General features: G+C 42.3%; 19 protein-coding genes, 1 pseudogene, 1 riboswitch and 1 other annotated feature. Of the genes and pseudogenes, 10 read left to right on the forward strand and 10 right to left on the reverse strand.

From position 1 onward, the window contains the following. Positions 1 to 107 precede the first annotated feature (107 nt). From gltC to ACIQYG_RS18130, 3 genes are all read left to right on the forward strand, one after another. Entirely contained in the window at positions 108 to 1,010 is a 903-nt protein-coding gene (gene gltC / locus ACIQYG_RS18120) for a glutamate biosynthesis transcriptional regulator GltC (RefSeq protein ID WP_402840607.1), read from the forward strand. A gap of 135 nt (positions 1,011 to 1,145) precedes the next feature. After that, the gene (locus ACIQYG_RS18125) at positions 1,146 to 1,640 is read left to right on the forward strand and encodes a spore coat protein (protein WP_402840609.1); all 495 of its coding nucleotides are present in this window, start codon (positions 1,146 to 1,148) and stop codon (positions 1,638 to 1,640) included. 127 nt (positions 1,641 to 1,767) lie between these two features. Beyond that, positions 1,768 to 2,367 carry a hypothetical protein gene (locus tag ACIQYG_RS18130; protein WP_402840612.1) on the forward strand — a complete coding sequence of 200 codons (600 nt, stop codon included), beginning with the start codon at positions 1,768 to 1,770 and terminating at the stop codon, positions 2,365 to 2,367. Between the two features lie 490 nt (positions 2,368 to 2,857). Here ACIQYG_RS18130 and ACIQYG_RS18135 read toward each other — a convergent pair whose 3' ends face one another. From ACIQYG_RS18135 to ACIQYG_RS18160, 5 genes are all read right to left on the reverse strand, one after another. Beyond that, on the reverse strand, positions 2,858 to 3,436 hold the full coding sequence (locus tag ACIQYG_RS18135) for a hypothetical protein (protein ID WP_402840615.1): 579 nt from the start codon (positions 3,434 to 3,436) through the stop codon (positions 2,858 to 2,860). 679 nt (positions 3,437 to 4,115) lie between these two features. Continuing rightward, on the reverse strand, positions 4,116 to 7,283 hold the full coding sequence (locus ACIQYG_RS18145; RefSeq protein WP_402840617.1) for a S8 family peptidase: 3,168 nt from the start codon (positions 7,281 to 7,283) through the stop codon (positions 4,116 to 4,118). Between the two features lie 336 nt (positions 7,284 to 7,619). Continuing rightward, positions 7,620 to 10,034 carry a leucine--tRNA ligase gene (leuS, locus tag ACIQYG_RS18150; RefSeq protein ID WP_402840619.1) on the reverse strand — a complete coding sequence of 805 codons (2,415 nt, stop codon included), beginning with the start codon at positions 10,032 to 10,034 and terminating at the stop codon, positions 7,620 to 7,622. A 53-nt stretch (positions 10,035 to 10,087) separates the two neighbouring features. Further along, positions 10,088 to 10,318, reverse strand: a binding site (T-box leader). A gap of 153 nt (positions 10,319 to 10,471) precedes the next feature. Further along, positions 10,472 to 10,735 carry a DUF2524 family protein gene (locus ACIQYG_RS18155; RefSeq protein WP_402840622.1) on the reverse strand — a complete coding sequence of 88 codons (264 nt, stop codon included), beginning with the start codon at positions 10,733 to 10,735 and terminating at the stop codon, positions 10,472 to 10,474. A gap of 96 nt (positions 10,736 to 10,831) precedes the next feature. Next, a complete protein-coding gene (locus ACIQYG_RS18160) occupies positions 10,832 to 11,338 on the reverse strand; it encodes an SMI1/KNR4 family protein (protein ID WP_052137365.1) in 507 nt (168 codons plus the stop codon). 168 nt (positions 11,339 to 11,506) lie between these two features. On the opposite strand from ACIQYG_RS18160, the gene mnmL reads away from it, so the two are divergent. The 3 genes from mnmL to ACIQYG_RS18175 all read left to right on the forward strand — a co-directional run bounded on the left by mnmL (position 11,507) and on the right by ACIQYG_RS18175 (position 13,568). Continuing rightward, on the forward strand, positions 11,507 to 12,466 hold the full coding sequence (gene mnmL, locus ACIQYG_RS18165; RefSeq protein WP_402840625.1) for a tRNA modification radical SAM protein MnmL/YtqA: 960 nt from the start codon (positions 11,507 to 11,509) through the stop codon (positions 12,464 to 12,466). Continuing rightward, positions 12,463 to 13,035 (forward strand): tRNA 5-(aminomethyl)-2-thiouridylate-methyltransferase MnmM, encoded by a 573-nt coding sequence (gene mnmM / locus ACIQYG_RS18170; protein ID WP_402840627.1) that lies wholly within the window; start codon positions 12,463 to 12,465, stop codon positions 13,033 to 13,035. The genes mnmL and mnmM overlap by 4 nt, the downstream gene beginning before the upstream one ends. 137 nt (positions 13,036 to 13,172) lie before the next feature. Beyond that, positions 13,173 to 13,568 carry a hypothetical protein gene (locus tag ACIQYG_RS18175; protein WP_402840630.1) on the forward strand — a complete coding sequence of 132 codons (396 nt, stop codon included), beginning with the start codon at positions 13,173 to 13,175 and terminating at the stop codon, positions 13,566 to 13,568. Between the two features lie 64 nt (positions 13,569 to 13,632). Here the strand turns inward: ACIQYG_RS18175 and ACIQYG_RS18180 are convergent, their stop codons facing one another. After that, positions 13,633 to 14,436 (reverse strand): alpha/beta hydrolase, encoded by an 804-nt coding sequence (locus tag ACIQYG_RS18180; protein ID WP_402840633.1) that lies wholly within the window; start codon positions 14,434 to 14,436, stop codon positions 13,633 to 13,635. 210 nt (positions 14,437 to 14,646) lie between these two features. Between ACIQYG_RS18180 and ACIQYG_RS18185 the strand changes: the two genes are divergently transcribed. Then, the gene (locus ACIQYG_RS18185) at positions 14,647 to 15,165 is read left to right on the forward strand and encodes a gamma carbonic anhydrase (RefSeq protein ID WP_402840717.1); all 519 of its coding nucleotides are present in this window, start codon (positions 14,647 to 14,649) and stop codon (positions 15,163 to 15,165) included. Between the two features lie 185 nt (positions 15,166 to 15,350). Here ACIQYG_RS18185 and metK read toward each other — a convergent pair whose 3' ends face one another. Beyond that, complete coding sequence (gene metK, locus ACIQYG_RS18190; RefSeq protein ID WP_402840636.1) at positions 15,351 to 16,544, reverse strand: methionine adenosyltransferase; 1,194 nt, start codon at positions 16,542 to 16,544, stop codon at positions 15,351 to 15,353. 164 nt (positions 16,545 to 16,708) lie between these two features. Further along, positions 16,709 to 16,871: riboswitch (SAM riboswitch) on the reverse strand. Between the two features lie 429 nt (positions 16,872 to 17,300). On the opposite strand from metK, the gene pckA reads away from it, so the two are divergent. Continuing rightward, complete coding sequence (gene pckA, locus ACIQYG_RS18195) at positions 17,301 to 18,887, forward strand: phosphoenolpyruvate carboxykinase (ATP) (protein ID WP_402840638.1); 1,587 nt, start codon at positions 17,301 to 17,303, stop codon at positions 18,885 to 18,887. A gap of 415 nt (positions 18,888 to 19,302) precedes the next feature. Here pckA and ACIQYG_RS18200 read toward each other — a convergent pair whose 3' ends face one another. From ACIQYG_RS18200 to ACIQYG_RS18210, 3 genes are read right to left on the reverse strand one after another with little or no spacing between them, the layout of a single operon-like run. Continuing rightward, a complete protein-coding gene (locus ACIQYG_RS18200) occupies positions 19,303 to 20,604 on the reverse strand; it encodes a nucleotide sugar dehydrogenase (protein WP_402840641.1) in 1,302 nt (433 codons plus the stop codon). A 41-nt stretch (positions 20,605 to 20,645) separates the two neighbouring features. Next, complete coding sequence (locus ACIQYG_RS18205) at positions 20,646 to 21,962, reverse strand: glycosyltransferase (RefSeq protein WP_402840644.1); 1,317 nt, start codon at positions 21,960 to 21,962, stop codon at positions 20,646 to 20,648. Between the two features lie 23 nt (positions 21,963 to 21,985). Next, positions 21,986 to 23,191, reverse strand: a complete 1,206-nt coding sequence (locus tag ACIQYG_RS18210) for a glycosyltransferase family 4 protein (RefSeq protein WP_402840646.1) — start codon at positions 23,189 to 23,191, stop codon at positions 21,986 to 21,988. Between the two features lie 196 nt (positions 23,192 to 23,387). Between ACIQYG_RS18210 and wecB the strand changes: the two genes are divergently transcribed. Further along, a complete protein-coding gene (gene wecB / locus ACIQYG_RS18215) occupies positions 23,388 to 24,524 on the forward strand; it encodes a non-hydrolyzing UDP-N-acetylglucosamine 2-epimerase (RefSeq protein WP_402840648.1) in 1,137 nt (378 codons plus the stop codon). A gap of 489 nt (positions 24,525 to 25,013) precedes the next feature. Further along, positions 25,014 to 25,115 (forward strand): annotated as a pseudogene (locus ACIQYG_RS18220) (VOC family protein); the annotation flags it as partial. Between the last annotated feature and the right edge of the window lie 32 nt (positions 25,116 to 25,147).

Here is a 25,147-nt window from a genome sequence, read left to right on the forward strand (position 1 = left end):
ACCGTTATGTCACTTACATTTATTCTAGGTTTTCAAATCGATATAAACAATATATAATTCTAGTAGAATCTATCTCACTTTGAGATAGATGCCAGGAGGATGAATAAATGGAACTACGACAATTACGTTATTTTGTTGAGGTCGCCGAGAGGGAACACGTCTCAGAAGCCGCAGAGCACCTGCATATCGCACAATCAGCAATCAGCCGGCAAATCTCCAGATTGGAAGATGAGCTTGGCGTGCTTTTATTCGAGAAAATCGGCCGGAATATCCAGTTAACCCCGATTGGCAAAATTTTCTTAATTCATGCCAAAACGGCGATACAGGCGATTGAATATGCCAAATATCAAATTGAGGAGTTTTTGGACCCTGAACACGGAAGCATTAAAATCGGGTTCCCGACCAGCCTTTCCACCCATTTATTGCCTACCGTCATTTCCGCTTTTAAAGATGAGCAGCCGAATATCGGCTTCCACTTAAGACAGGGATCTTATTCCTTTTTAAAGGAAGCTGTCAAAAATCGCGAAATCGGATTAGCCTTCCTTGGACCGATCCCGACAAACGATCCAGATATCGAAGGTCATATCCTGTTCACGGAAAACATATCCGCTTTACTGCCAATAACTCACCCATTGGCTGATAGGAAGAGCCTGCGCCTAAGTGACTTGCGAAATGATCCCTTCGTCTTGTTTCCAAAAGGCTATATCTTTCACACTATCGCTCTCGAAGCGTGCAAAGCAGCCGGCTTCACACCGAACATCGCCTCGGAAGGTGAAGACATGGATTCCATAAAAGGTCTCGTTTCTGCCGGCATCGGAGTCAGTCTGCTCCCTGACAGTACCTTTTATGAAGTCATTCCAAGACTGACTGTCAAGATCCCGATCGATACACCCGAAGTCAAACGGACTGTCGGCATCATCACTCCCAAAAACAGGGACTTGGCACCATCAGAAAAACTTTTTTACCAATTTGCCAAAAAGTTCTTCTCTGTTCTCGAGCAATATCAATAAAACATTGCGATCCTTCTAAACAGTAATGGAAATCGAAGATGGGACAGCTCTTCCCATAAATATTTCACTAGACAACTTACCTATAGCCCACTGAACGAATAATGTATCAAGATTATTCGTTCAGGAGGAATTTAAATGCAACCCACCCATTCACATCTTGCTTGGCATGAAACACTCGAGCTTCATGAGTTGGTCGCCGCACAGTCCAATGCCCTTATGAAATTTAAAAAAGCTTATCCAAAAATAAAAGACCCCATTCTAAAAACGATTTATAAACAAACGATTGACACCCTTACCCAAAACATCATGGAGCTGCTGCAATTTTACCCGTTGACGCCTAAGACGGGACGGGATGACGATGTATCAAGGGATGAAGCATCGGCCGCCGCTGCCGGGGAATTACTTGGCTTTGCCAAATCATCCATCAAAAATTATGCACTGGCGATTACTGAAACAGCCACCCCTTCCCTTCGAAAAGTATTTAAGAAACAGTTAAATGGAGCAATCGATACACATGCCAAGATATTCAACTACCTGTATGAAAGAAACCTCTATCCTGCTTATGACTTGAACCAATTGCTTCAAAATGACGTCGATGTTGCCAATAAGGCTCTATCCCAACCTTTCTAAATACAAAAAAGGCAAGCATTCCGATTGCTTGCCTTTTTGCCGCGTTCCGATTCCGTTTTTCATTATCATGTTATAATATACAAGAATTGGTTTTAATTAGGTTAAAAGTATTCAAAAGGTGAAATTCATGAAAAAGATCTTTTTATCCATCATCCTATCCCTTCTCTCATTTTCTTTAGTCGCATGTAAGGCCGATGAGCCAAAATCCGAGAATAACCTTTCAATTCCTGAGCTGACAGCAAGGGAAAAGGCCATCTTGGAAAATTCAAGTGAACATTCCTTTCTTATTGATTTCAATGTTGATGATACATACAAGGAGATGTCCGTCTGGGTCGAAAAATATGAATTCGGCAAACTAGTTGAAGAGGAAAAAGGCCGCATGACAACTGGGGTTGAAAAGAATGGGACGATCATCTTCACCACATCCAAAACGGATGCTGACCAAAAACGATCGATGTTCAACGTCAGCATTCAAAACGATGATGGTACGGATACAGTTACTTATCCTGAAACCATTGATGAAATGGATTCCAGCGTATGGGGCAGTGCTGGCAAACTTAAAATAAACAGCACAAACAAACTAGCATTGGCGAGTATATGTTACTCAAGCGGAAATGAGGGCATACGTTCACTTTCCACTGATTTTTATGGTGATATGGATGCACATATGGACGAATTGAAGGAATACGATGTTGTCTACCTCCTGAGAAGTGAATTCACTAAATGAGCTGACAAAACGCAGGAGCAAGTTTTTTAGCACGATACTATGGCAAAAGTGGATCGTTCAACTCTATGACTTCGAGAAAATAAATGGGGCATTTGAAAGAATCAAAAAAGGTTTGTCATATAATGGATTAAGGTGGAAAAGCCCATTAGATGACTGACTTCGCTCATTCGATAGATGAGTAAGTTCAAATTATAGGATGGAAGGTTTTAATGTAGTAAATTTTTCTACATTGTAAAAAGGGGTTGAAGGAAGAGGTATTTGGGTGTAATCTTTAAAAATAAAAAAACGGAAAGAAGATTATTAATTTGAAGAAAATCATCCTCCTCTTTGCAGCAGTGGTCATCGCGAGCTCTCTAGGACATCAAATAACCGGCGGATATATAGACCCTCGAAAATCCCGCCCTAGGTATAGACATTTGAAATAAGGAATCCGCTTTTGCGGCTTGATTCCTTATCATTTCGGAAGTAATTCAATATTAATCCCCTTATATTACTCACTATCCTCATCATTTCTCTCCAATACCAGATCACCCTTATTTGATATATATCCATCTTTTCCCGCTTTATCGATATACACGTTATAGCCTTTTTTCAGTTCGATTTCGATTGGTTTTTTCACTTTTTCGTCGATTTCCCATTGAATCGTTTGCAAACTTTCGGTTTCCGTTTCATCTTTTATATCAACGAACACTCGGATGTTATCGGATGTCCTTGATAGTACATAATTCCCTGCTTGTATTTCTGTACCGACCACATAATGACCAGGTTCTTTAAGGATGATTTTTTGACCAATTTTCGCTGCTTTTTCAAATTTAGATGGCCTGAATTCAATTTTCCCTTTAAGCGGGATATTACCATTCATATGAAAAGGCACCGCATGAAAAACATCATTTTTATGCATTTTGTCACCAAAAAATTCCGCTTCATTATCGAGGGCTTTAATATCATAATAGCCTGGATCGATATCTTTACCGACAATGATTTTTTGTGATTGTAACACCTTATAGGAAGCAGTATTATTTTCTGCATTTCTGGTACCTTTACTATCAGATGATGAAACAAAGTACAATTCATATATAAGAAATCCGCCTACTAATACGAGTAAGCTAAAAGAGCCATTCTTTTATTTAGAGTCAAAGACGATTCCTCCATTATCAAGTAGTTAAAGCATTAGTTCCTTCTGTTGATTTATACATTCTAAATTTCCATGCATTCCGTTCCGTAGTCGTTTGGCGATACTCTGTACCTGTGTACGAGTTAGCCTACTCTTTCTTAATCGTAAATGATATCCCGAATTGTCATGTCCTGCTTCAACTGAAAGCGTTCCTAACCAATTGAGCAAGCTAAAATAGTTCCTAATGCCATTACTCTTACTTTTTTCATTTTATTTCCTCTTGAATATTTATTTCCCAGGTCAACGATAATACTTTATACCTATGCTACCAATATTTCTATGATAAAAAAGGACTATTTTGTAAAAAAAATATAATTATACTGCTTTTCCTTATAGTAGTTTTTTATAAATCAAGACTTATGTTACTAAAAAATGACATTGGCAAGTCAAAAATAGTCGCACAAAAAATGTCGGAATTCTCATCGATTTTAATTAAGATCATCTCATGCTTATCATCTTATCTTAAGCCACAACAAATCGGCAGTCGGGGCAGGGAAACTGGCATCTACACAGCTAATGGGCTTCTCACAATAAAAGGCCGTTTAACATGTAGTTAAACGGCCTTCACCTGTTACTAATTAGATTTTTTAACGGTTACTTTTGCTGCTTTTCCTGTATTGCCGGCTTTGTCTTTTGCTGAGACGTATAATGCGGAACCTGCTTTTTTCTTGCTGATTTTAATGGAGAAGTTCCCCTTACTATCAGCTTTTGCCGTTCCGATGTTTTTATTGCTGTGCTTCACGGTAACGGTTGAACCGATTTCGGCTTTACCTGTTACTTTTGTTGCTTTATCGTTTACTTCATTCACCTTTGGTGCTCCTGGAGCCGTTTTATCTTTAACGGTTACTTTTGCTGCTTTCCCTGTATTGCCCGCTTTGTCTTTTGCTGAGACGTATAATGCGGAACCTGCTTTTTTCTTGCTGATTTTGATGGAGAAGTTCCCCTTACTATCAGCTTTTGCCGTTCCGATGTCTTTATTGCTGTGCTTCACGGTAACGGTTGAACCGATTTCGGCTTTACCTGTTACTTTTGTTGCTTTATCGCTTACTTCATTCACTTTCGGTGCATCCGGGGCTGTTTTATCGAGAACAGTCACGGTTGCCGCCTTGCTTTCACGTTTTGCTAAGTCTGTAGCCGTTACTAAAAGCTTAGTTCCAGCCTTTTGCTTGCTGATTTTCACTTTGAAATTCCCTTTGCTGTCCGTGTTACCTGAACCAATCACTTTTTTTGCGCTATTTTTGATCGTGATTTTCATGTCCGCTTGCGATTGACCCGTTACATACGTATCTTTGTCACTTAAAGCTTTGACAGTTGGCTTGTTAGGGGTTTCACCCTTATTCACGTATACTTTGATTGAAGATACTGCTAGTTTGGAAGAATCAGAGATCTTCACAGTAAGCAGCTGCTCAGCTTTTTGGACCGGAATAGTGACGGTGAACGTTCCGTTGGCTGCCGCCGTTCCTTTACCGAGCGTTTTGTTTCCGCTTTTCACTTCGATTACTGAACCTTTTTTAGCTGAACCAGTCAGTTTTGTTTGCGTATCCATCACAGGATTGACTTTAGCTTGTAAATCCACTGTACTAAGTGCACTGTACGCATTCAGCCTTCCATATCCAGAGACTAAATCTTTTCCGACAGGCAGTTCTTCTTCCGGGATTATGATTTCGCCATCTTCAGGTAGATAGTCCTCATCAGGAACTGCATTATCTTCTTCTTCAAAAGCGACATATTCCGATGTCCCATGAAGGATTTCCCTTACTTCATTCACTTTCAACCCAGGATTTCCGGATAATAACAAGGCTGTAGCTGCCGCAACATGCGGAGCTGCCATTGAAGTACCATCCATGTAGGTAACATTCCCATTAGGTACAAGGCTCGGGATGCCTGTCCCTGGAGCGACCATGTCCAACTTCGATCCATAATTGGAATAATCGGAAACTAAATCAAGGGCATTGGTTGCACCGACGGAAATGGCATATTTTGATGATGCAGGATAAGAAAGACCTTCCGTCCCATCATTACCGCTTGCTACGACAACCATTACATTCTTGGCAGCGGCATGTTTCAAGGCATATTCAATTGTCCTGCTATATCCTCCGCCCAGGCTAAGGTTTATGACCTTTGCACCATGGTCCACGGCATACTTAATGCCTAGTGCAACTTTCTCCATGTCTCCAGATCCTGAAGAATCCAAGACCTTTACAGGCATGATTTTAGCTGCTGGATTGATTCCTTGCATGGAATATCCATTATCGGCTTTGGCAGCGATGATTCCGGATACATGTGTACCATGGCCATTGTCATCGACTGCATCTACTTTCTTATCAATGAAATTCTTGCCTAAGTCCATGCGGACCGTATCTTTCAAATCCGCCAGTGAATCATCGACACCTGTGTCGATAACCGCTACCAATGTATCTTTTAAATTACGTTTCTTAATAAGGTTCTGCAGTTTTTCGTTATCGATGTCCGCTCCCTTTATGCCTTCTTCCCCACCGGCGTTATCTAAAGACCATTGATACGGTGATTGAATGTCGGCAGAAAGTGCTTTGTACGTTTTTACCGCTTCGATATATTCCACTTCTGGAAGGTTTTCAATACTTGATAGAGCTGCTGTGCTCATTTCAGCTTGATTCTTTAACTCTACAACATACATACCATCATACAGAACCTCTTGTTGCTTAGGTACCGATAATGTTCCATATCCCTTTCCGCTTACCTTGGATTGGACAGCGCTTAATGACTTCCCAGGTTTAAGTTTGACGATATATTTGTTCTTTACATTTTTCGAAGCCGGAAGTTCGATTCCCGCTTTGCTTGCGATATCGACGATTCTCTCGCCTGCAAGCTTATCAAGATTGATTTTCTTTGCAATGCCGTTCATATCCTTTTTCAATCCAGCTGGAGCGACGCCTGCCGCCTTGTTGAATAAAGCTTTAATCGCTTCTTGCTGCTTGTTGCTAATGACTGCCGTACTGCTTGCTCCATTTTCATTAAGATCGTCGATGAGCGGCTTAATCTCGACTAAGTGTTTATAAACGGCTTCCCTTGCCGTTTTATTACCAGCAAGATGAATGGCCAGGAATGGTGAAGCCTTATAGTATAAAGAAGAAAGAGTGCGTCCCTCAGGCGACTTCGTGAGAACTTCATCTCTAAACACACGGAGTGTTTTCAACATCGATTCTCCCGTTTTCTTATCGTTGACACTTAGTTCAACCGGGCATGATTCGAGGTCCTCTCCTTCGTCCCCAGAAGATGGCGGCAATGTCACTGAATGCGCATTGATGGAGTATTCAGCTACATTTTCCGCATCCGGGATGGGATTTCCCTCATCATCCGTATCGCCGAAATATTCAACTTTAACATAATACGTGCCTTCCCAAGCATATGGGAAATCGATAACAGCTTTTTCATCCGGCTTAGAAGAGACCAAATAATTGCTCTCATCTTTTTCTGCTTTTTCTTTATCTTGATATACGGAGATATTCAAGATTTTGTCCGAATTGACTTCGAACTCAATATGGGAGAACTTTTGTACTTCTTCTGTTGTGGGACTGATTTGGTACCATTGAACATCCGGTTTTTCAAACTTTCCGTCCAGAGTGTCACCATTTTTAATCGTTTTTACATTTTCAATGGGTGTTACAGCTGCAGCTTGAGAATTCAGTGGAACCATCAAGCTGAAAATCAGTGCAAAAATTAGTGCACACGCTGTAATTCGACTCACATTCTTAAATTTCACGGTTTCCCCTCCAATATTTGGTTAAAAAATAACAGTACTATACCAAACTATCACACTGTAAAATTTTATCAACCAATTTTTTCCCTTTTTTATGTCAAATGCTTGATTTATTTGGCCATAGAGCTGAAAAATGATTCTCATGTACCAATTAAGCAAGATATTTGCGTTCCGATTGTCCTCTCATGACGATAGTAGATGTCCAATTGGCAGATTGATCGTTAATAGATTTAAATCGGTGAGAATCCTAACATGACCTAATTCCTATGGTCAGCCACTGCCACGAAAAAAAGCTGTCCCAGCAGTAAAAATATGCGGGACAGCTTCAATGATTTTTATTTAGTTTGCGACGATATTGACTAATTTGCCTGGTACGGCAATCACTTTACGAATGGTTTTCCCATCGATTTGTTCTTTGATGGAGTCATCACCCATTGCGATTTCTTCCAGTTTTTCTCTCGTAGTGTCAGTCGGCACCATTAATTTCGCTTTGACTTTCCCGTTGATTTGGATGACGATTTCGACTTCGTTATCCACCAACTTCGCTTCGTCGAAAGCCGGCCATGTTCCGTACGTGATGCTCTCGGAATGGCCCAGTTTAGACCAAAGCTCCTCGGCGATGTGCGGTGCAACTGGTGCAAGCAGCTTTACGAAGCCTTCGATATACACCTTAGGAAGCGAATCCGCTTTATAAGCATCATTAATGAATACCATCAATTGTGAAATCGCCGTATTGAATTTCAATTCCTCATAGTTCTCGGTCACTTTTTTAACCGTTTGATGATAGACTTTTTCGAGCTTGCCCGTGTCATCCGTCTCTGTCATCTTATCTGTGATCGTACCGTCATCGTTGACTAATAAACGCCAGATACGGTCAAGGAATCTGCGAGAACCGTCCAATCCGTTTGTGGACCAGGCAATCGAAGCATCCAATGGCCCCATGAACATTTCGTACATGCGAAGTGTATCCGCACCATGGCTTTCCACGATATCATCCGGGTTCACGACGTTCCCTTTGGATTTACTCATTTTTTCATTATTCTCACCAAGGATCATTCCTTGGTTAAATAGGTTCTGGAACGGTTCCTTCGTTGGCACGACACCGATATCGTACAGGAATTTATGCCAGAAGCGAGCATAAAGCAAGTGAAGCACCGCATGCTCGGCGCCGCCAATATAAATGTCGACCGGCATCCATTCTTTTAATTTTTCAGGATCTGCAAGTGCTTCTTTGTTATCCGGATCGATATAACGAAGGAAGTACCAGCTGCTGCCTGCCCACTGTGGCATAGTGTTCGTCTCACGACGTCCTTTTCGTCCGTTTTCATCCGTTACATTCACCCATTCCGCTATGTTCGCAAGTGGTGATTCGCCTGTACCCGAAGGCTTGATGTCCGTAGTTTTCGGTAAAATCAATGGAAGTTCTTCTTCCTTCACTGGAGACATCGTGCCGTCTTCCCAATGGATGATTGGAATCGGTTCACCCCAGTAACGCTGACGGCTGAATAACCAGTCGCGAAGGCGGTATGTTATTTTCTTCGTGCCGATTTCTTTTTCTTCGAGCCATTTGATCATTGTCGAAATGGCTTCTTCCTTATTCAACCCATCAAGGAATTCCGAATTCACATGAAGTCCATCGCCTGTATATGCTTCACTTGTCACGTCTCCGCCAGCTACGACTTCCTTGATCGGCAAGTCGAACTTGACTGCAAATTCATAATCACGCTCATCATGGGCAGGAACGGCCATGATTGCTCCTGTTCCGTAGCTGATCAGCACGTAATCGGCAATCCAGATCGGCATTTTTTCGCCGTTTACCGGGTTAATGGCATAAGCCCCCGTGAACACGCCTGATTTATCCTTTGCCAAGTCCGTTCTTTCCAAGTCGCTTTTATGTTTCACTTCATCTAAATAGGCTTCAACTGCCGCCCTTTGATCATCCGTGGTAATTTTATCGACAAACTGATGTTCAGGTGCCAATACGGCATATGTTGCACCGAATAACGTATCCGGGCGAGTCGTGAACACCGTGAATGTTTCATCAAAGCCATCGATATTGAATGTAACCTCCGCTCCCTCGGAACGGCCAATCCAGTTACGCTGCATATCCTTGATGTTTTCCGGCCAATCCACATCATTCAAGTCGTCAATTAAACGGTCAGCATACGCCGTGATGCGAAGCATCCACTGTTTCATTGGGCGGCGCTCAACAGGATGGCCTCCACGCTCACTTTTCCCATCGATGACTTCTTCATTCGCCAATACCGTGCCAAGTGCCGGACACCAGTTAACGGCCACTTCATCAATATAAGCAAGGCCCTTTTCATATAATTTCAAGAAGATCCATTGAGTCCATTTGTAATAGTCGGGATCTGTCGTGTTTATTTCACGATCCCAGTCATAAGAAAAACCAAGGGCTTTGATTTGGCGGCGGAACGTGTTGATATTGTGCTCCGTGAATTCAGCTGGATCATTTCCCGTATCGATCGCATATTGCTCTGCCGGAAGTCCAAAAGCGTCCCAGCCGATCGGATGCAATACATTATACCCCTGTGCCCGTTTCATCCGTGCCAGGATGTCGCTTGCCGTATAACCTTCCGGGTGACCCACATGAAGACCCGCCCCTGAAGGATATGGGAACATATCCAGCGCGTAGAATTTGCGTTTGCCGCTTTCTTCACCCGTTTTGAATGTCTTATTGCCTTCCCAATACTTTTGCCATTTCGTTTCTATGCTTCTATGGTCAAAACTCATATGATTTCCTCCTAATTTCCGTATAAAAAACAATAAAAAACCCCTCATCCCAAAATAGGGACGAGAGGATTATGTATATCTTCCCGCGGTACCACCCACATTGGCGATAGCTAAAATCCGCCCAGCTTAAAACATCCGTAACATGGATTAAAACGCCAGGCATTACTTATTAATTCACACCCGGGACTCCAAGGCGAGTTCACGACCATCCCAGGTTGACTTGCACCACCCGTCAACTCTCTTTACTGGTTTAAACCGCTACTATTCCTCATCATAGTCTTTATGAGAATATTGATTTTATTTCATTCTAGTCAATTTTACCGATAATTGCAATAGCCGTACATAAACATTATCGACAGGTTTTTCATTATATATGCGAATTCAGGGAAATTCGTGCAAAAAAGGGAGCTATTCATTCATAGCTCCCCTGCTTCCATCTAATGTCGCAGTAAAATCATTTCATTCCTCAATTGGTTCAACTGCTGCTTCATCCGCGAAAGCATTTCCCGTTGCTGGTCATTCGAACTGGCATACAATCGTTCCATATCCGTCAAAGCCTCTTCGATATACTTTTGCGAATTTTGAAATTGCTCATCATCATAATGCTCCTGCCGTGAGGCCTCGTTAAATTCAAACTCTGCAAAATGGAGAGCCCCTTCACATTGCTCTAAAAAATGATCGACGGATTGTCTGGTTGCCATTTCAAACCCTCTCCTTCGCGTCTCATTTGGATGATTCGGAATCATCTTTTCTAGTTTGAGCAAATAACGGGAGGATTATCATTTTTTTTTGGGCAATCAACCTTTATCCCAAAACTTCTCACCTTGATGGGATATGAACTGCTCGATCCATTCGGCAAAGCCCATATGGAGCTTCTCGCCTTCTTCAAAATCATCGATATGGCCTTTTACCATTAAATACTCCTTATCGCCTTTGGCGACGGCTTCCCCATCGATCACAATATTATCTTGATAAATGCAGGCCACTTTATAGCATCCCTCGTAGGAATTTTCATATGTGTAATTAATAATATCATCCAAGCTGTATAAATCGTTTTCCCCGCCCGATTCCACATTATCGAACAGACGGCATCCATTGGTTATTTTTAAAAACTCCTTATAATCCTCAGGCAGAAGCAGTCCGGTTTTCTTTTCAAAGGAATGAATTTGTTCATCCGAAGCAGGTGAATTGAAGGTGCAAGTGGCTTTGTATGTGAACCCATCTTCATTTACTTCGATCACCTGATTATTTTCGGCTAATTTCTTTTTCATTTGTTTGATCGCTTCTTCAACTTGACCGGTCATGTCCATCAGCTCCCGATTGGATATAGTCATTCAAAGATAAACTGGAAATAGCAGCAAAATATTTAGCCTTCAAGTATACAGTATACGCTTATTTTTCAAAAAAAGACCTAGCTGCGAGAATGTTGTATAATATATGTTGCGCTTTATTTTATTTAGGAGGTTGCTGATTTGAATCAAGCAAACCCGTTTATATATGCAACGGATAACAAACGATATCATACATGGAATTACCACCTGAGAGAACATTTTGGACATAAGGTCTTTAAAGTTGCCCTGGATGGCGGTTTTGACTGTCCGAACCGTGATGGCACCGTCGCACATGGCGGCTGTACTTTCTGCAGTGCCTCAGGCTCTGGTGACTTTGCGGGCAGCAGGGTTGAACCCCTTGACGTCCAGTTAAAGAAAATCAGCGAACGGATGCACCATAAATGGAAAGATGGAAAATATATGGCCTATTTCCAAGCATTCACGAATACGCATGCACCCGTGGCAGAGCTTCGCGAGAAATATGAAAGTGTATTGACCCAGGAAGGTGTCGTCGGACTCTCCATCGCGACACGACCGGATTGCCTTCCAGATGATGTAGTCGAGTATTTAGCGGAATTGAACGAACGCACTTACCTTTGGGTGGAGCTGGGTCTCCAGACGGTCCATGAAAAGACCGCGACAATGATCAACCGCGCCCATGACTTCGATTGCTACAAAGAAGGCGTCGATAAACTGCGCAAACACGGCATCCGCGTCTGCTCCCATATCATCAATGGCCTTCCTCAGGAAGATTACGGCATGATGATGGAAACAGCCCGTGCAGTCGCCAAACTCGATGTACAGGGGATAAAGATCCATTTACTTCATCTATTAAAAGGGACACCGATGGTCAAACAATATGAAAAAGGCCTGCTCGAGTTTCTTGACCGTGACGATTATGTCAGCCTGGTATGTGACCAGCTGGAAATAATCCCTCCAGAAATGATCGTTCACCGCATTACGGGTGACGGTCCGATCGATTTGATGATCGGTCCAATGTGGAGCGTCAATAAATGGGACGTCTTGAATGCCATTGACGCCGAATTGAAACGCCGTAACAGCTGGCAGGGGAAAAACCATCACACGGAGGTACAATCATGAAGCTAGATCGAATTTTGCCATTCGCCAGGATTCTGCTCGAAAAAGCGGTCCATCCCGGGGATATAACCATAGATGGCACGATGGGCAACGGCTTTGATACAGTCTTTCTTGCAGGACTTACAGGTGTAGACGGACATGTGTATAGTTTTGATATTCAGAAAGAAGCGATCGAAACCACAACAGCGAAACTGAACGCCGAGAATTTACAAGAGCGCTGCACCCTCATTCACGATGGGCATGAACATTTAAGCAAATATATCCGGAAAGAACATTCCGGAAAGATCACAGGTGCCATCTTCAACCTGGGCTACCTACCTGGCGGAGACAAATCAATCATCACCCAAGCCGAGACGACGATATCAGCCATTGAACAGCTGTTTGAACTTCTGGCGCCTGAAGGCATCATCATCCTCGTCATTTACCATGGTCATCCAGGGGGATCGGCAGAACGGGATGCATTGATGGATTATGTAGAGAACTTCCCTCAACAGAAAGCACATATCCTGAAATACGGGTTCATCAACCAAGCAAACAATCCGCCATTCATTGTCGCGATTGAAAAGAGATGATGACTATTGACACCGTTCGATATGAACGGTGTTTTTTCAATCCCAACTCGCAGGCAGCAGAATTACCAATCATAACTTTTTGAATTTTTCGTCTATAATGATTATAATGATGGAAAATAGATAAGAGGGTGCAGAAAATGGAACATTTGCCTACTTCATTACTGACGGATATATTGACTGAAAAAATCAAAAGGGATTCAAGTGAGCAATACGGGGATTTTGTCAGCTCGCTCAACTCGTTGACAGAAGAACAAAAAACCATCGAGGACCTCAAACAATTCGATCATCATTTTGATAAGTTCCTGCCACAGCTCGATTTAATGATTTCCACCCAAAACCATGAAGCGATCATGAATATGAAAGCGACGCTTTTGGACCTATTCGCCAATGACTTGACCTTCAAATCCATTTATCTCCTATCCACTGCATTATCCAATAAAAAGGAACTTACACATTTGAAGCAATTTATGTACCCGGTTACTTTCTGGGCACCGGTCATCAAGTCGAACGAATTGCTTAAAAACGCAGGCTGATCCAAAGAAAACTGCCGAAGATTTAACTTCGGCAGTTTTTTATTTATCCTGAAGGATGTACTGATCAAACGACATACCCTAATATCTTTAAACGGTTTTCAACAAAACTCAGCGCATATTGAAATACATCATCACGCTCTGGTTCATTGAAGATTTCATGATAAAGCTTCGGCCATTCCTTATATTGCTTTTCACTGGCCATGTTATAATTAAACCACTCACGAACCGCCTTCTTGTTGACGATTCGGTCATCTCCGCCCTGCATGACCAAAAGCGGCACATCCTGAAATTCAGGAATCTCTTCAAAAGCATCCTTCATAGCCTGTGCAAGCTCGCGATACCAGCGAACTGAAACCTTTGTGATATATAATGTATCGTTTCTATCGGATTCACGAATTTCCGCACTTCTCGTCGCCATTTCAGGGGTCAATCCGGAATGTACCCTGAACTTAGGCATAACGATGTTCAATCCATGCGAGAGCGTTGTAAGGAACTTCCGCGGCTTCGTCACGAGGCCCAAGCAAGGAGAAGAAAGAATCACCCCTGCAATGTCCCATTCCTCTTCCTGAAGAAGGCGTATCGAAATCAAACCGCCCATGCTGTGTCCAAGTAAAAAGACCGGCAACGAATATTCGTAAGCCTCTTCTATCCAGCTTTTCACTTCGTCCAAATACTCATCAAAGGAATCGATATGTCCCCTGTAGGCGCGAGTAGTCATCCCCTGCCCAGGAAGGTCGCCCATGACGACATGGTATCCAGCTGAAAGCCACATTTGTGTTACCCACTTATAACGTCCGTGATGTTCCATTGCCCCATGAACGATGACAATGACGCCCTTTGCGTCTCCTTCTGTCTCCCATTTCCACATTCGAAATCCCCCTTTCACTTTTCACTTGTTGTGTACGATCCATGATAGTTGAAATAATATATATAAATTATAACCATATTCATGATTTTCGACAAAAAAGAAATCTAACAAGTTGTACATTGCTATTATAAATAGCCAAGTGTATTTGCATACGGTATATTAAAATAATACATAAAAACATTCACTTCGGAAAGGAAATGATTGAAAATGATTATTTATCCGTATAAAGGCAAAGAACCTGAAATTGCTGAAAGCGCTTATATCGCTGAAAATGCTGTCGTCACAGGTGATGTCAAAATCGGCGACGAAACATCAATCTGGTTCAATTCCGTCATTCGCGGTGATGTATCCCCAACCATCATCGGAAAAAAAGTCAGTATACAGGATAACAGCGTCCTGCACCAAAGCCCCAATAATCCATTGATCATCGAGGATGAAGTAACCATTGGCCATCAGGTCATTTTACATAGCTGTAAAATCCGCAAAGGAGCTTTAATCGGCATGGGATCGATCGTACTTGATGAAGCCGAAATCGGCGAAGGGGCTTTCATCGGTGCCGGCAGTCTCGTTCCCCAAGGTAAAGTCATTCCACCGAACATGTTGGCATTCGGACGTCCAGCTAAAGTCATCCGCGAAATCAACGAAGAAGATCGTCAGGATATGGAGCGCATCGTACGCGAATACGCCGAAAAAGGGCAATACTATAAAACGGAGGAACGAATAAAGTAATGCACGAGTAATTGACTGAAAGTTACGAGTATTCGCTCCTAACTCTCGAGTAAACTGTTCTAACTCACGAGTATGGCCCTTAAGTTGAATTTCTTTGGGATTTCTTGAATTATTCCCGATAGACGGCAAAATTAATCCATAAAAAAAGGTGCCCCGCTAATTGCGGGACACCTTTTTTATATGAATTACGCTTGTGCTTTTAATGTTTCTGCTTTGTCCGTGCGTTCCCATGGAAGATCGACATCTGTACGGCCGAAGTGTCCGTAGGCAGCCGTTTGTTTGTAGATTGGGCGACGAAGGTCAAGCATTTTGATGATACCAGCTGGACGAAGGTCGAAGTTAGCGCGAACTAGGTCAACAAGGACTTCTTCGCTAACTGTACCAGTTCCGAACGTATCAATGGAGATCGATACAGGCTCTGCCACACCAATCGCGTATGCCAATTGAACTTCCGCTTTGTCGGCAAGGCCGGCTGCCACGATGTTTTTCGCAACGTAACGAGCAGCGTATGCAGCAGAACGGTCAACTTTAGTAGCATCCTTACCAGAGAATGCACCGCCGCCGTGACGAGCGTATCCGCCGTAAGTATCAACGATGATTTTACGTCCAGTAAGACCAGCATCCCCTTGAGGTCCGCCAATTACGAAACGGCCAGTCGGGTTGATGAAATACTTAGTATCTGCATCGATCAACTCGGCTGGAACAACAGCTTTGATCACATGTTCTTTTAGATCGGCTTGAATTTGTTCAAGCGTAATTTCTGCATCATGCTGTGTAGAGATGACGATCGTATCTACACGTACAGGACGGTTATTCTCATCATATTCCACAGTTACCTGTGTTTTACCATCAGGGCGTAGGTAAGCAAGAGTTTCATCTTTACGAACTTGAGACAAGCGGAATGAAAGTTTATGCGCCAATGAAATCGGAAGCGGCATAAGCTCTTCTGTTTCATTACAAGCAAATCCGAACATTAGACCTTGGTCCCCTGCACCGATTGCATCGATTTCTTCCTCTGACATGTTTCCTTCACGAGCTTCCAATGCTTTATCGACACCAGCTGCGATATCGGCAGACTGCTCATCGATGGAACTCAACACGGCACAAGTTTCAGCATCGAAACCGTATTTCGCACGTGTGTAGCCAATTCCTTTAACCGTATCACGAACGATACGCGGAATGTCCACGTAAGCTGAAGTTGTAATTTCACCAGCAACAAGCACAAGACCTGTAGTTACACTAGTTTCACACGCAACACGTGCATTTGCATCCTTAGCTAGGATAGCATCTAAAATGGAATCTGAAATCTGATCACAAATTTTGTCCGGATGGCCCTCTGTAACAGATTCAGAAGTAAATAGACGTTTCTTTGACATCATATTTCCTCCTTGGAAGTTAGTATGTTGTAGGCATAAGCCTGATTTTTTACGGAACTCGTTTCCCTCATTAGTTTCGACTATAGACACAGAATTACTTATAAAAAACACAAAAACCTTCCCTGGCAAATGAGGAAAGGTTTAAAATTCTGTCTTCTATCCTTTCACTCTTATCGTTCAAGGGTTTTTTACCTTGCTCAGGTTAGCACCATCACCACTATTCCTTGAAGACCTTCGCTTTATTTTCGGCGATCGGTCTTGGAGTCAAGTTCAATATGGCAGGTTGCTGGGTTTCAAAGGGCCTGTCCCTCCACCAACTCGGGATAAGAGAATCCGTACAATTTAAGATATTATCGTATCTGGCTGGAATTTGTCAATGCTTTTCTAAAAAGAACATTTCCACCCAGAATGGCGTTCATTTGAAAAATCATGTTGATACAACGTCCTAACGGGGTTTACAATGCAAAATACGAATAGAAATGTTGTAAATTGCCATTAATAATAAAGTATTGAGCATCGAAAAGGAATGACATCCTGACTTTCCCATTAGACATATATTGCTTACTTACTTCCTATTTAAATAAATTTTTCTTCATGAAAGTATATGCGATAATCCTGACTCGGTTCCTACCGGATTAAAATGATTAATGCGGCCAGCTGAAAATAATCACAAATTAAAAGAAATAGTATAGACTAATTAAATGAATGTGTTATACTAATTGTAATCTAAAAACTCAAACAAAGGAAGGTACCTCATATATGAATTCTGTAGATGTTTCTAATGAGTTACACCAATTATTAACAGGAAACAATGTGCAAACTCAACTATCAGTTCCTCAATTGGTCGAAAAAGTACTAAGCAGAAATGAAGGCGTTTTAACATCAACCGGCGCGGTTAAAGCTGAAACTGGCAAATATACTGGTCGTTCACCTAAAGATAAGTTTATCGTGGAAGAAGCATCAGTTAAAGATAAAATCGATTGGGGTCCCGTGAACCAGCCGATTTCCGAAGATGTGTTCAATAAACTATATAATAAAGTAGTTGACTACCTAAAAGCAAAAGAAGAGATTTTTGTTTTTAAAGGTTTCGCTGGTGCAGACGAAACATCACGTCTTCCCATCCGTGTTGTTAATGAATATGCTTGGCATAACCTTTTCGCCCATACTTTGTTCATCCGTCCAAACGAAGAGGAACTGAGAGGTCACGAAGCTGAATTCACGATCCTTTCTGCACCTAACTTCAAAGCGGACCCAGAAGTGGACGGAACTACATCCGAAACTTTCATCATCGTTTCATTTGAACGCCGTACCATTTTGATCGGCGGAACGGAATATGCAGGAGAAATGAAAAAATCGATCTTCTCGATCATGAACTACTTACTTCCAGAGGCTGGAATCCTTCCAATGCATTGCTCTGCTAACGTAGGACGTGAAGGGGACGTCGCTTTATTCTTCGGACTGTCCGGTACAGGCAAAACAACTTTATCAGCAGACACTAGCCGTAAACTGATTGGTGATGACGAGCATGGCTGGTCTTCTAACGGCGTATTCAACATCGAAGGCGGCTGCTATGCGAAAACGATCAACCTTTCACGTGAAAAAGAACCACAAATTTTCGATGCGATCCGTTTTGGTGCTGTATTGGAAAATGTTGTTGTTGATCCGGATACGCGTGAAGCGAACTATGATGACAGTTCATTGACTGAAAACACTCGTGCCGCTTACCAAATGCAAGCGATCGATAACATCGTGAACCCAAGTATTGCAGGACACCCAAATACAATCATTTTCTTAACAGCTGATGCTTCAGGCGTTCTGCCTCCAATCAGCAAGCTTTCCAAAGAACAGGCAATGTTCCACTTCCTAAGCGGATACACTAGTAAATTGGCTGGTACTGAAAGAGGCGTAACTTCACCGGAAGCTACATTCTCCACTTGCTTCGGCTCACCATTCTTACCGCTTCCAGCTACACGTTATGCCGAGATGCTTGGTGATAAAATTGACGAGCACAATGCAAAGGTATACCTTGTCAACACAGGATGGACTGGCGGTGCATACGGAACTGGAAGCCGTATGAAACTTGCTTACACTCGTGCAATGGTACAAGCGGCACTTGAAGGTGAATTAGCGAACATCGAAACGATCAAAGATGATATCTTCGGTTTGGATATCCCGCTTCATGTTCCTGGTGTTCCTGATGAAGTCCTTCAACCAATCAAGACATGGGCAGATCCTGCCGCTTATAAAGAAGCAGCAACAGACCTTGCCGCACAATTCCGTGCAAACTTCAAGAAATTCAAAAGCGTTCCAAGTGAAATCGAAGAACTTGGCGGACCTACAGCTTAATAAATTGTACAAAAAAGGACCAAGCTCTTGCTTGGTCCTTTCAGTTTGTCGACAAGAAATGTTTCTTCCCGAACCATGATTATGGTTTACTTTATTAAGTGCCATGGAAGGCGAAATATGGCGTCTACCATCTGCGGTCGAATAATAGGGCTAAAAATCGCGTCTACGGTGAATAATATCCCATTAGCCCGATATACCTCATATACGTTCGAATAACTGGCTAGCCGAGATCCCTGCTAGAACTTGCGGCGAGGAGGCTTGGTGGAAAGGAAGCGGATTTCTGAAACCAACTGGATCGTTTCCACGGTCTGAATGGACCAAGCCCTTGCATGGTCATTTTCTTGATTGGAAAAAGGGCGCTGTGATAGTCAGCGCCCCCTTAATCGTTATTCCATTATCAATGTTGTCCAAGTTTTTAGATGATCGCTTTATTCCTGGCTTTTTTCATGGACACTGTTTTGTATTGATATATATTGCCCAAGTTTGCCACCGGGACATCTGTTTTAGTTGCATCAATGCAATTGCGTGTATCCAGAATCAATTTATTGTTCATGAGATTCGATAGCTTATCATAATCCATCTGTTTAAATTCATCATGGTCAGTCAGGATAAGTATCAAGTCGGCATCATTTACAGCGTCTTCCACTGATACGACTGGCATCTTTCCAGATTGGACATGCGGGTCATGCAAGGCTACATCCACGTTTTCCATCCCCATCAAGATATTGACGACATCAATGGCGGGACTTTCACGAATATCATCTACATTTCCTTTGTAAGCAAGACCGAAAACAGCTACTTTTGGCTTCCGGATCCCCTCCAGCATCATCCTTACGGAATTAACGATGTAATAAGGCATCGATACGTTGGTATCACGGGCCAATTTAATGATTCTCGCATACTCTGGTGCCTTTGCAACGACGAAATACGGATCAACCGCTAAACAATGGCCGCCAACTCCTGGTCCTGGTTGGTGAATATTGACACGAGGGTGTTTGTTTGCCATCGATATGACATCCAAAACATTGATGTCCAGCTCGAAACAGATTTTCGTCAGCTCATTCGCAAGGGCGATATTGACATCCCTGAAGGTGTTTTCCATCAGTTTGGACATTTCAGCCGTTTTCGCATCCGTCTGAATGATCTCCCCTTGAACGAAGGTTTTGTAAACAAGACTTCCTTTATATGAGCATGTTTCCGTGATGCCCCCGACGATACGGTTATTATGAACCAACTCTTCAAGAATCCTTCCAGGTAAAACGCGTTCCGGACAATGGACGAGGAAAATGTCTTTTCCGATGGTAAGGCCCGTCCTCTCGATCATCGGTTTAATATGATCATCCATGCTTCTTGGCGCTATCGTCGATTCGATAATGATGACATTCCCTTTTTTGATAAAAGGAAGAATGTTTGAGGTTGCATCCATGACATGTGTTAAATCACAGGATTGATGCATGTCCTTTTTATTTGGAGTAGGCACCGCGATGATGAAAACATCCGCATGTTCCGGGCTTAACGCAGCCCGGAACTTATTGGAAGTAAGCACTTCTTGCAATACCTCCTCCAATCCAGGTTCTTCGATATGGAGCCTGCCGCTATTCAAATTGGAAATAATCTCAGGATGGATATCCACGCCGACGACATCGACACCGTGTTTCGCAAACATTAAAGAAGTTGGAAGTCCTATATAACCAAGTCCGATTGTACAAAGTTTCATATAAACCACTCCTATCTATTTTTCTGCTACACTCAAATTTGTTAGGCTGTTTGATAGATTTCGATAAAGATTTCCTTCTCTTGTTTCCAATTGTATTTTTGTCGCGCCTCCAGGCAGTTTTGGCTCATTTCCGCCCTTTTTTCAGGATGCTTCAATAAGTAATTGACACCTTCGGCAATTGATTTTGGATCATGTGAATCGACACACACACCGATTTTTTCCGTATCGACAACCTTTTGAATTTCAGGAAAGCTGCAGGCAACCACAGGCACACCGCTCATCATATATTCAAACAATTTATTTGAAGATGCGGAGTAGTGATTAAAGCAGACATTATTCAATATCTGAAAACCTAAATACGCATTTTTGGTATAATGGAGCAGCTCGTCGACCGGAACCTTCGGCAGGAACTTCACACGATGCTCCAGATTCATGTCGCTTACTTTTTTCATTAATTCATCCTTGATCCTTCCATCCCCGATAAAAACCACCGTTCCGCCCTCGATCATCGGTACAGCATCAACCAATTGCTCTAACCCTCTTCCCATTTGAACGCCGCCTTGGTATAACAATATCGGTTCATTCTCTGGCAAATCGAGCAGCTCATGCAAATTCACGGCCGTACTTTCCTCCGGATTGGTTGGAATCGGGTAGTTATGGACCACCTTGGGATACAGACCATATAAGTCTTCGTTATACTTAGCTCTCGTATGGTTTTCGGCAATCATTTCATCGACGAACATTAATAGGAATTTCTCCATCATCCCGTAAATTCGGCTATTATATCCCGTTCTGCTCGTTTGTACTTCATGCGAGTCATAAATCAGCTTTTTCCTTCTCAACCATTTACTGCTGATCGCTCCCTGCATGAGCGTATTCAAGTCATTTGAATGATAAAAATCATATTTCCTTTTCCGGCCATGATAGATCATTTGACCAAAAATGTAGCTCCTCGTTAACAGTGTCGGCAGCTTTGTTTTAGTGATGATCAGGGTGCCCATCGCAAGTAGTGCAAATGAACCGAACAGTATTCCCGATCCCATCCAGCCATTGATTAAGTTCAAATTCCACAACGTATTCCAGACCAATAAGGCCAATAGAACGATTTCAAACTTCTTTTTCTTCAATTTGCCAACGATCCTGAGAATTTTATGAAGCGCCTCCCAGCGGTTATTCACCCTAGTGACCGAGAAACCATTTTGGTGTTTCTCCTTTTTGGCCAAACCCTCGATTTTCCAGTTATGAATGGCAATTAAATCGACTTCATAACCCGCTTCAGTGAGTGCTGTGCATTCTCTTAGAACCCTCGCATCGTTCGTAAAGTGATTCCACACGAACATACATACTTTCTTCGCCATGTTGTCCTCCACTTCCGGATTTTTCAGCCTGACGCTTCCATCACGTTGATGAGACCTTTAATATTTTTAGACCATTGAAAATGTTGTTTAGCATACCGATGACCGTTTTCCCCCAGTTCTTCACGAAGGGCTGGATCTGCGGCCATTGTCAGTATATGCTGACAGATTTCATCAACATTTCTGCTCTCTGCCACCAACCCGCATTTCGCCTCAGAGAGCATCTTTTTCGCCCTGCCGTCCACATCACCGACAATAGGTTTTCCGACACACATATAATCGATGATTTTACCAGGCAGGACCTTATTGAAGACTTCTTTTTCAACCAAGCTCACATAGGCAATATGGGATGTTGAAACTTCATGAAGAGTCACTCTTCGATTCATCGCATTAATCATCTTAATGTTAGTCAGCCCTCTAGAGCTTATCTCCTTCTCCACTTCGGATATCCGATATCCATATCCAATCATCGAGAACTCGATTTGTTTATGTTCCCTTAGCTTTTCAGCTACGGCTATCAGTTTTTTCAAGTCCTGGGCCAGTCCGATATTCCCCGCATAAACGACCTTGATTACCTTTTCCGATACGGGTGTAAGCAAATTCTTTAACGTCAGCTCATCCGCCGTCAGCGAATTAGGGATGAATTGTATGGCCTCTTCCTTGACTCCCTTTGCAACGATATAATCCCTGAAACCAGGACTATTGATGATAATAAAATCTGAATGCCGATATAGCTTCCTTTCCAGGAAGAAAGCGACTTTCAAAACCCACTTATTATTAAATACTCCTACTCCTATCAACGATTCCGGCCATAAATCCCTGACATCGGTAATGAGTTTCGCCTTCATCTTTTTCTTGGCGATCAACGCCGCCAAAGTCGGGAAGATCGGCGGGGTCGTAGCAAACACATAATCATATTTTTTTTCGAGACGGATGATTGTATAAATGAAAAGCCACATCGCTTCAAGATAATGAAGCAACCGCTTCCCCATATTGCTTGTATACCTCTTCACTTTGTCCGGCTTAATCCTGATGACATCTTCTTCAATGCTATCTTCATCCCAAAACTTTGTATCTTGATATAAACTTTGATTAGGATAACTCGGCTTCAATGTGATGACCGTTACCTCGAATCCGTTTCTTTTCAAATGGAGATATATATTTTTCATTCTATTTCCCGCACTTCCGATTTCCGGATAAAAGTTTTGCACGATCATCAGGACGCTTTTCATATTCGCCTATCACCTCTATTCTGCTTAGCTATACTTCCTGCTTTATATTGTAAATGCCAGATATTAACTTAAGGTTAAAGAAATATAAAGTCCTCATTAATATTGTAAAAATTCTGTTAATAATTGTATCGTTTTTATATTTCCCATGAACTTCCCGTTATAATGGGAGAGACATTCAGAAGGGGAGGAAATGAGCATGCCTAAACAACGTATTAAGGTCATGACCGTATTTGGTACAAGACCAGAGGCTATCAAAATGGCACCAGTCGTTTTGGAACTGAAAAAGCATCCAGAAGAAATAGAAACCATCGTGGTGGTCACCGCCCAGCATAGGGAAATGCTCGACCAAGTCTTGCAATGTTTTCAAATTAAGCCAGATCACGATTTGGATATGATGAAGGATAGACAAACATTAGAAGAAATTACAACTCGAGGGCTTGAAAAATTGAGTTCACTCATGAATGAAATAAAACCGGATATCGTCCTCGTGCATGGGGATACAACGACAACTTTCATCGCAAGCTTGGCGGCTTTCTATAATAAGATACAGATTGGTCACGTTGAAGCTGGTCTGCGGACTGGTAATAAGTATTCTCCATATCCTGAAGAGATGAATAGGCAGTTGACAGGCGTCTTGGCTGATTTGCACTTTGCGCCAACAAATCAGGCGGCAGAGAATCTACTTTTGGAAAATAAAAAGAGTGATTGTATCCATATTACTGGCAATACGGCTATCGATGCTTTGAAAACAACAGTAAGGAAAGACTATGAACATCCGATTCTATCTGGTTTAAATGGAGATCGTATGATATTGATGACAGCGCACAGACGGGAAAACATCGGAAAACCAATGGAAGAAATATTCCGTTCCGTCAAACGCCTGCTTGAAGATTACACGGATATCCAAGTTGTTTTCCCGCTTCATAAAAACCCGGTTGTCCGTGAAATTGCTTACCGGATTTTTGGTGAAACGGAAAGGCTTCATTTAATAGAGCCGCTTGAAGTGCTTGATTTTCATAATTTTGCGGCGCACGCCCATCTAATATTGACAGATTCCGGAGGGGTGCAAGAAGAAGCTCCCTCACTTGGCGTTCCCGTCCTTGTGTTACGCGATACAACAGAACGTCCGGAAGGAATCGATGCTGGTACCCTTTTATTGGCAGGAATTGAGGAAGAACGAATTTACCAATTAGCCTCAGACTTACTTACAAATGAAGAAACCTATAAAAAAATGGCGACAGCTTCCAACCCATATGGAGATGGATTCGCTTCAAAGCGGATTGTCGAAATCCTATTAACGCATTGCGGAATGAAATCCCCCCTTCCATTATAAAAAATAAAATAGTGAGAAAAGCCTGTCACGTAAGCGGCAGGCTTTTTTCTATTCAGTCAGATTTTGAAACGGCTGCTCCCATTTTCATTTGCCCTTTCATGAGCGCCGGATTAAAGGAAAGAGTGGATAACTAATTTAAATTTGAAAATGTTAAATACATATGTGATAGTTTGGTAGATCAATGTTTCATTGAAGTCAATCGTATTAGATTGAAAGCCTGTTTGGAGGCGTTGTAATGTTCGGGGAAGATCCTAAGTGCGTCAAATGAGGTAAAGAAATTAAGGGGGACGAAGTCGTTCTTGTGAAAATGCGTTATCCGAAGCGGAAAGGGATAACTGAAATAAAAGCATATATGAAGGAAGTTTCACTTGTGAAGCTTGTTTTTACGAAAATTTGATTTTAATTTTTTTTGATGCGGAACTGAAGAAAATGCAGCTAAGCCACCAGTACCTTTTCCCAGTGAAGATATATAAGGCTATGTGTGAAAAAGGATTATCCTTAATGGAGCTGCAAGATACCTTTTGGGGAGCTAAGTATGGTAAGGTCAAGGATCAATTTGGCATTCACTGGGACTTGAATTTCACAAAATGAATGTAAAGATGGCCGAAAATACGCCTTGTATC

The sequence above is a fragment of the Peribacillus sp. NPDC096622 genome (assembly GCF_044762665.1).
GTDB classification, from domain to species: domain Bacteria; phylum Bacillota; class Bacilli; order Bacillales; family DSM-1321; genus Peribacillus; species Peribacillus frigoritolerans_B.

What these genes read in the sequence shown, in the direction of transcription:
- gltC (WP_402840607.1), top strand. Translation starts at nt 108, where the DNA reads ATGGAACTACGACAATTACGTTATTTTGTTGAGGTCGCCGAGAGGGAA.
- ACIQYG_RS18125 (WP_402840609.1), top strand. Translation starts at nt 1,146, where the DNA reads ATGCAACCCACCCATTCACATCTTGCTTGGCATGAAACACTCGAGCTT.
- ACIQYG_RS18130 (WP_402840612.1), top strand. Translation starts at nt 1,768, where the DNA reads ATGAAAAAGATCTTTTTATCCATCATCCTATCCCTTCTCTCATTTTCT.
- leuS (WP_402840619.1), bottom strand. Translation starts at nt 10,034, where the DNA reads ATGAGTTTTGACCATAGAAGCATAGAAACGAAATGGCAAAAGTATTGG.
- ACIQYG_RS18155 (WP_402840622.1), bottom strand. Translation starts at nt 10,735, where the DNA reads ATGGCAACCAGACAATCCGTCGATCATTTTTTAGAGCAATGTGAAGGG.
- ACIQYG_RS18160 (WP_052137365.1), bottom strand. Translation starts at nt 11,338, where the DNA reads ATGACCGGTCAAGTTGAAGAAGCGATCAAACAAATGAAAAAGAAATTA.
- mnmM (WP_402840627.1), top strand. Translation starts at nt 12,463, where the DNA reads ATGAAGCTAGATCGAATTTTGCCATTCGCCAGGATTCTGCTCGAAAAA.
- ACIQYG_RS18175 (WP_402840630.1), top strand. Translation starts at nt 13,173, where the DNA reads ATGGAACATTTGCCTACTTCATTACTGACGGATATATTGACTGAAAAA.
- ACIQYG_RS18180 (WP_402840633.1), bottom strand. Translation starts at nt 14,436, where the DNA reads ATGTGGAAATGGGAGACAGAAGGAGACGCAAAGGGCGTCATTGTCATC.
- metK (WP_402840636.1), bottom strand. Translation starts at nt 16,544, where the DNA reads ATGATGTCAAAGAAACGTCTATTTACTTCTGAATCTGTTACAGAGGGC.
- pckA (WP_402840638.1), top strand. Translation starts at nt 17,301, where the DNA reads ATGAATTCTGTAGATGTTTCTAATGAGTTACACCAATTATTAACAGGA.
- ACIQYG_RS18200 (WP_402840641.1), bottom strand. Translation starts at nt 20,604, where the DNA reads ATGAAACTTTGTACAATCGGACTTGGTTATATAGGACTTCCAACTTCT.
- ACIQYG_RS18205 (WP_402840644.1), bottom strand. Translation starts at nt 21,962, where the DNA reads ATGGCGAAGAAAGTATGTATGTTCGTGTGGAATCACTTTACGAACGAT.
- ACIQYG_RS18210 (WP_402840646.1), bottom strand. Translation starts at nt 23,191, where the DNA reads ATGAAAAGCGTCCTGATGATCGTGCAAAACTTTTATCCGGAAATCGGA.
- wecB (WP_402840648.1), top strand. Translation starts at nt 23,388, where the DNA reads ATGCCTAAACAACGTATTAAGGTCATGACCGTATTTGGTACAAGACCA.